This window comes from Paracoccus indicus (assembly GCF_003056335.1).
In the GTDB taxonomy this organism is placed as follows: domain Bacteria; phylum Pseudomonadota; class Alphaproteobacteria; order Rhodobacterales; family Rhodobacteraceae; genus Paracoccus; species Paracoccus indicus.
This window is the reverse complement of sequence record NZ_PYWA01000018.1, coordinates 1-6,241: the sequence shown is the minus strand read 5'-3', so window position 1 is coordinate 6,241 and position 6,241 is coordinate 1. Positions and strand designations below refer to the sequence as shown.

The 6,241-nt window shown below is 58.2% G+C and carries 9 protein-coding genes; 5 read left to right on the top strand and 4 right to left on the bottom strand.

Annotation, left to right across the window (positions count from 1 at the left end):
- A partial coding sequence (gene mobQ, locus DDE75_RS16940; protein WP_245894790.1) for a MobQ family relaxase occupies window positions 1-1,231 on the top strand: 1,231 nt, incomplete at its 5' end.
- A gap of 254 nt (window positions 1,232-1,485) precedes the next feature.
- The gene (locus DDE75_RS17420) at window positions 1,486-2,379 is read left to right on the top strand and encodes a DUF5677 domain-containing protein (RefSeq protein WP_162799106.1); all 894 of its coding nucleotides are present in this window, start codon (window positions 1,486-1,488) and stop codon (window positions 2,377-2,379) included.
- A 282-nt stretch (window positions 2,380-2,661) separates the two neighbouring features.
- On the opposite strand, the gene DDE75_RS17415 is transcribed toward DDE75_RS17420, so the two are convergent.
- Together DDE75_RS17415 and DDE75_RS16935 are read right to left on the bottom strand one after the other, a co-directional pair.
- Entirely contained in the window at window positions 2,662-3,117 is a 456-nt protein-coding gene (locus DDE75_RS17415; protein ID WP_162799105.1) for a MerR family transcriptional regulator, read from the bottom strand.
- Window positions 3,118-3,178: 61 nt separating this feature from the next.
- Window positions 3,179-3,730, bottom strand: a complete 552-nt coding sequence (locus DDE75_RS16935) for a helix-turn-helix domain-containing protein (RefSeq protein ID WP_072298743.1) — start codon at window positions 3,728-3,730, stop codon at window positions 3,179-3,181.
- A 648-nt stretch (window positions 3,731-4,378) separates the two neighbouring features.
- On the opposite strand from DDE75_RS16935, the gene DDE75_RS16930 reads away from it, so the two are divergent.
- From DDE75_RS16930 to DDE75_RS16920, 3 genes are read left to right on the top strand one after another with little or no spacing between them, the layout of a single operon-like run.
- A complete protein-coding gene (locus tag DDE75_RS16930) occupies window positions 4,379-4,615 on the top strand; it encodes a type II toxin-antitoxin system CcdA family antitoxin (RefSeq protein ID WP_108503561.1) in 237 nt (78 codons plus the stop codon).
- Window positions 4,615-4,914 carry a CcdB family protein gene (locus tag DDE75_RS16925; RefSeq protein WP_108503560.1) on the top strand — a complete coding sequence of 100 codons (300 nt, stop codon included), beginning with the start codon at window positions 4,615-4,617 and terminating at the stop codon, window positions 4,912-4,914. The genes DDE75_RS16930 and DDE75_RS16925 overlap by 1 nt, the downstream gene beginning before the upstream one ends.
- 43 nt (window positions 4,915-4,957) lie before the next feature.
- Window positions 4,958-5,149, top strand: a complete 192-nt coding sequence (locus tag DDE75_RS16920; protein WP_108503559.1) for an addiction module antidote protein — start codon at window positions 4,958-4,960, stop codon at window positions 5,147-5,149.
- Here DDE75_RS16920 and DDE75_RS16915 read toward each other — a convergent pair.
- Both DDE75_RS16915 and DDE75_RS16910 read right to left on the bottom strand, forming a co-directional pair.
- Entirely contained in the window at window positions 5,146-5,709 is a 564-nt protein-coding gene (locus DDE75_RS16915; protein WP_108503558.1) for a hypothetical protein, read from the bottom strand. The two genes, DDE75_RS16920 and DDE75_RS16915, sit on opposite strands and share 4 nt — an antisense overlap.
- Window positions 5,706-5,972 (bottom strand): hypothetical protein, encoded by a 267-nt coding sequence (locus DDE75_RS16910; RefSeq protein WP_108503557.1) that lies wholly within the window; start codon window positions 5,970-5,972, stop codon window positions 5,706-5,708. Before DDE75_RS16910 ends, DDE75_RS16915 begins: the two co-directional genes overlap by 4 nt.
- Window positions 5,973-6,241: the final 269 nt, after the last annotated feature.

Here is a 6,241-nt window from a genome sequence, read left to right as displayed (position 1 = left end):
GTGCGGCGCTGACATGGCGATCTACCATCTTCGAGCCTCGATGATTTCCCGCAGCAAAGGCCGCAGCGCCACGGCGGCAATCGCCTATCGCGTGGCGGAGCGTATCGAAGACCGCCGCACCGGTCTTGTCTTCGATTACGCCAAGCGCGGCGGTGTCGATCACACCGAGATCCTCGCCCCGGACCACGCGCCGGATTGGGCCTCCGACCGATCCGAGCTGTGGAACCGTGTCGAGGAAGCCGAGACGCGCAAGAACAGCCAGGTGGCCCGCGAGGTGCGCGTGGCCCTGCCTGCCGAGCTGACCCATGCGCAGCGGATCGAACTGGTCCGGGCCTTCGCCCAGGAACAGTTCGTGGATCGTGGCATGGTCGCGGATATCGCCCTGCACGCGCCGGGGCGCGACGGCGATGATCGCAACCACCACGCCCATATCCTGCTCACCACCCGCGAGATCGACCCCGAAGGCTTCGCCACCAAGAACCGCGATTGGAACAAGGTCGAGCTTCTTGAAGACTGGCGGGAGGCATGGTCGCAGGGTGCCAATCTTGCCCTCGAACGCGCCGGCATCGAAGAGCGCATCGACCACCGCACCCTAGAGGCGCAGCGGGACGAGGCCCTTGAGCTGGCCGCAGAGGCGCGTGAGCGCGGCGATGAGGCCGAGGAGCTGCGTGAAACCGTGCGAGCCGTGGCGCTGGACCGCAAGCCGCTACCGCAGCTTTCCGCAGGGGCGTGGCAGCTCAAGGAGCGCGGCATCGAGGTTGCGGCCGTTCAGGTCTGGCGAGAGATAAAGGCACAGGCCGTCGAGGTGGCCCGCGTGGCGCAAGAGCTGGCCGAGCGGGCGCGTTCCTGGCTGGAACGCGCCGCGGAACGCCTCGTGCTAGAACGGGGGCTGGCTCATGCCGGGGGCCGAAGCGGTCATGCTAGTGGGAGACAAGACCTGGCAGCGCAGATGCGCACTGCATGGGAGGCTCATCAGGGGCAGAGCGATGGCATATCTGGCCGGGGCCATGCCCCTGAGCCTGCCAGCAGCTTGGCCGAGCGCATGCGTGACGCCGCGCAGGGGATCGACCGTGAAGCGCTGGCTGAGCGTGCCGCCGAGTTGCAGCGGGAGCGTCTGACCGAAGATCGACAGCGGGTGGAAGAAGCTGAGCGGTTACAAGAGCAAGAGCGTCTGCGCGAACTGGAGCAAGAAGCCCGACACCGGGACAGGGGCATGGACCACGGGCTATAAACCTTCCTCACCGCTTCTGAGTGACCGCTTTGCGGGACTTTGCTGCCGTTCACTCCTTTGGAACCAACGACCGCTTCAAAGTCCTCGCCAAAGGTCGCACCACGAGGCTTGACCTGCTGAGGTTCATATGTGGCGGATAGATCTTCGAGTTACAGAATTTAGATTGCTAAACGTTTTTTTCGAGGACTGCGCCTAAATAAGAAATCTTCTCCAGTAGCGCTCAGGACAATTTAAAAAATATTGAGGATAGCCGTATGATTGAGAATATTGAGGCAGACGAAACCCCAAAAGTACGTTTTAGCTCGGAAGATTATCGGGAAAGGTTGCTTGAATTTGATGCGGCAGTTTGTGAAGCAATTGCCGTAGGTCAAGCATGCGCTGAGCGACTTGAGGCGCCCGCAATTAGTTACTCTACTTACGTATTCGCAAGGATTTGCGCACATGCGCAAGCCATGATGTGTGCAGCGCCTAAGTCCAGATGGGCCAAGCGGGAGTTCGATATTTGGGATGTATCCACAGTTGCGTCACATGCCCGATCGATTTTGGAAGGCTACCTTTTGTTTCGTTATCTGACCGACGCCCCAGATGATTTAGACACCCAATGCGCGTACGTGCAAGTAATGAACCTTTATGATTGCATGAAGCGGATAAAAATCCTTCCACACGTCCTATCGGGTGAGGAGATTGAGGGACTTCAAGAGCAAGCAAAGGAAATCACGGCACGCCTAGAGGGGATCAAATACTTCTCAAACCTAGACCCCAAGCTCAAAAAAGACCTCTTGTCAGGTAAATTTTTGATGATTACCCCGCAAAAAGATTTAATTGCCAATCTGGAAATTGACCAAGCTGAATTTGATTTTTTTTGGAATTATCTATCTCAATATACGCACGTCCTATCGTTTACATTCTACCGCATTGAACCGAACGGAAGGGGAACCGGGCTGGAGAACGACTTCGACCGCGGCGCACTGTGTATGGTAATGGACTTTTGCACTAATTTTCTTGTCGCTGCAGTAGATCGTCTAGTTGAAATATTTCCCGAGGCAGCCGATTCAAGAAAAGGCATAAACTCGAAATTCTCTCCTGGTCCATCTAAAAATCTCCCGAGGCAAGCGAAACGCGATCGGAAGAAAAGACGATGGTCATAGCGCCGATATAATATTCAGCGTAGTCAAAGCGACCTACTATCTCTCCGTTTCGGAGAGCAGTCAGTTAATTGCTTATAGCCCGTGTACTCACCTGGAGCAGAACTGCTTCGCATAACTGCCGTTGACCATGACGCAGCATCCGGAACTAAGGGCTCTTAGCAGCCGTTGCCGCCCTGTGCTTTATCTTGATCCGGGCAGGCTGCGATCGTGGATGTCTCCGCCCGCCTGGATCAAGCTGCGCGGATGCTCGTATTGCGTTTTTTCTTAGAGCTGCCTCCGAAATCATCTGCCCAAAAGACGCTTCCAAAATCTTTTAGGTGGAGCGCTAGGGAAAACTTCTGAAGAAGCCGCAGATGAAGTCTTTTCTTGTGCTGTTCGGAGGTCGGACAGCAGTCCCGTTGCCTGAGCCCGCCAACGGTCTCGATCCTCTTTCAAATCTGCTGATACTTCTCGTTCACGAGCAAGAGCTTCGCGTTCTCTTTCAAGAAGCTGTTCCAACATGGCGATTTTGCTAGAAGCTTCCGTTCCGGGGCGTTCCGAGTGCGCTTCATGGTGCACCACTGGTGCGCGTTCCGGTGCGTTCTGGGGGAACGCTCTGGCAAGTTCGGAGGGGTCAATCGAGAATGTTCCATCTTCATTTCTGACCGCACTCAATCGCCCTGATTTTATGGCTCTGTTGAGTGTTGATTTGCTTTTTGAGATGGATTTTGCAGCTTGAGATAAGGTTAGGAATGACATGGAATGCTTGCCGTTCTGTGGTGCACCATTTTAGCCGTTCCGGGCGGAACGCGGAACGGCCTCATTCGCCTTCTTCCGTCGAGGGGAGGTCTGGCTCCAAGCCATCGAAAAAAGGTTGGGAAGGTGGGGGCAATCCATCCCCGGCAGGCATCTGGCTTTCATCTCGGAACAGACTGGGAAGGCGGCGCAGAGGTTCCTGGTGGCCCAAGGCTTCTGCGTCCGGCTGTTCGTCACTTGCTGCAATGACGGTTGCGCTAAAGAGGCTGTAACGAATGCCGTCGCGCGCACCACTCCAAGCTACTCGGTCATTGATGACATAGGCGTTCACGGTCCCATTCTGCCCAATTTGGCGAACCTCTATCCATCGGTCTGCTTCGAGAACGGCGAGAGCTGTTTTGACCGTTGTGACGCTCTTCACTCCAAGAAGGCGGGCAAGGGTTTTGTGGGATATAACGACGGCATTGTTCTCCCTGACTCTTGCCGTCAGCAGGTGCATCACCGCCGCCGCTTTTGGAGCTTTTGTGATGAGAGCCGCCCAAGCCTCGTGCGCGGCGCGTTCTGTCTGAACCCAGTTTCCTCGTGTGTTGCGGTCCTGTTGAACTATCTGCTTCACTGCCTACCCCAAGCCAAATTTTTGGCAATTTCTGCCAATCTAGTGGCAATTATTACTGGCGATTTTTGACAAATCAATGGCGATTTTGCACGTCAAATTGGCTACCCCTAGCCAGTAGCTTGCTGGCTAGGGGTAGCCAGCAAGCTACTGGCTACCCCCCCCTAAAAAAATAAACAAAAACAATAACTTATTTTTTTGCCTTCTTATGATCTATAGGCAGGCAAAAAATGCACAGTCCGGGCGCGCTTGCGCGCCGGGGGGGAGCGCCCGCCAGGTAGCTGGCGACCCCCCGCCGAATGGACGGGCTGTGTAGTTTTTGAATGCCGTCGGACGCGAGGCCCCTTGTGGGCCGAGTGGACGACTCCGCGTGCGGATGCGCGCGCGGCGGGTGGGGGTCCGGGGGAGGGGAAGCCTGCTCGACCGCTGGTCTGACGGCAGGGGCGGGATCGGCTTGTGAGACGGCCTGTGTGAAGGCTGCACTTCAACCGGAAGATGCTGATCTGGCGATATTGGGTGTTATGCGCCGGAACTGGGGACAGGGCGGGGATCAGCGTGGGGTTGTGGGGTGGGTCTGCTTGGGACCTTATCAAACCGCTTGTCTCCCAAGGCAGTGCGCATATATCATGCGCATCACTTGAGGAGAAATCCATGCAAGCTCAATCAGCGCCCCGGAAGCCGACGAACCTGACCCTGGACCCTTTGCTCCTGACGGAAGCGCGGTCCTTCGGTGTGAACCTGTCCCAAGCTGCTGAGGCAGGGTTGCGTCGCGCCGTGGCCGAAGCCAAGGCGCAAGCGTGGCAGCGCGCGAATGCCGAGGCCCTTGCCAGCTCAAACGCATGGATCGACGCGCACGGTCTGCCCCTCGATCCCTATCGCCAGTTCTAATGGCTCGTTTCGACGTTTACGCTCGCCCTGGCGGGGCGGGCTATGTTCTGGATGTCCAAGCCGACATTCTGAACGGGCTGAACACCCGCATCGTGGTGCCGCTCCTGCCCTTGTCCGAAGCCCCGATCCCTGCAAAGCGGCTCAATCCCGTGTTCGAGATTGAGGCCGAGCCGCATGTCATGGTCACGCAGTTCATGGCGGCCGTTCCGCGCGCTCTGCTGCGCAGCCCCGTTGCCAATCTGGCCGAGCAGGACAGCGAGGTCATGGCCGCGCTGGACATGGTGCTGGTCGGTTTCTGAACCTCGGAGCAAAACCAATGCCGCAGGATGGGAGGGGTGATCGATGACCGAAGAGACCTTTGCCCGCTACGACAGCGCCGACTACCTCAGGACCGAGGAAGACATTGCCGCCTATCTCGAAGCGGTCATGGCCGAGGCGGGCGATGATCCGGCCTATGTCGCCCGCGCCCTGGGCGTAGTGGCACGGGCGCGGAACATGATCGCCTTGTCGCGCGAGATGGGCGTGAGCCGTTAATTTCCGGACTGCGAGGGCTGGTCAATCCAGAAGGCGCAGAACTTACGGCCCTCGGTATTCGGGATCACCTGCCCACCTGCCGATCGGCAGAAGATGCCGGGGTTCTGGCCGAACTTGTGGGCATCGGCGCGGCCTTGCAGCCAGAAGACCGCCAGAGCGCCCAGGAGCGCCCCTGTGAGGCCCACAGAGGCCAGCCATACCCAGAACCCGCCGAAATAGCGCCAAGCCTGCCTGCGGGCCTCTCCTGCGGCGCTGAGCAGCCGTTCGGAAGCTTCCATGCTCTCGCGATGCGCTTCATGGATGGCATCTTGGGCGGCGCTGGAGGCGGCCTGCATGGCGTGCAGGCGCAGATCTGTGGCCACGGTGAGAAGGCTGTTCTCGATACGGTCCTGGACGGCGGGTCCGACTTTCGACATGCCATCCAAGCCTTGCACGACCTTGGCGTTGAGGGCTTTCGCCTCGGTCTTGTCGAGGCTGGTGCGCTGGAGCTGGTCGATCTGGCGGCGGATGAGGGTGATTTCATCGGCCAGGATCTCGAAGGGGTCTTTGACGCCGCTCATTCCCGATCCCCTTTTGCCTGAGCGGCCTTGGCGTCGAGTTCATCGAGCAGTCCTGCCACCTCCTTGAGGTCCACGTCGCGGGTGACGTTCTTGCGCAAGGTGCCTGCCATCCACCGTGCAATCTTGGGGTCTTTCAGAGCCTCGGTCGTGACCACCGCCCCGACGATGATCTTGCGGCGAGTCTCACTGGCTTTCTGTCTGCTCTTGAGACGGTTCAGCTTCGCCTGCGCCTCGGCAATCTGCTGATCAATGCTGCGTGCCATTTTAAAATCCTGAGTTCTCTCAATGGTTGCAAGTCTGGCCGCAGAGAGGATAGGGTGCAAGACACGAAGTGCCCACTTATACAAACGCTGCGCGTTTGTGTGGGCAAGGGAACACTCGCGTTTCCCTTGAACCCTTAGCTGAGTGCGGCGCTGACATGGCGATCTACCATCTTCGAGCCTCGATGATTTCCCGCAGCAAAGGCCGCAGCGCCACGGCGGCAATCGCCTATCGCGTGGCGGAGCGTATCGAAGACCGCCGCACCGGTCTT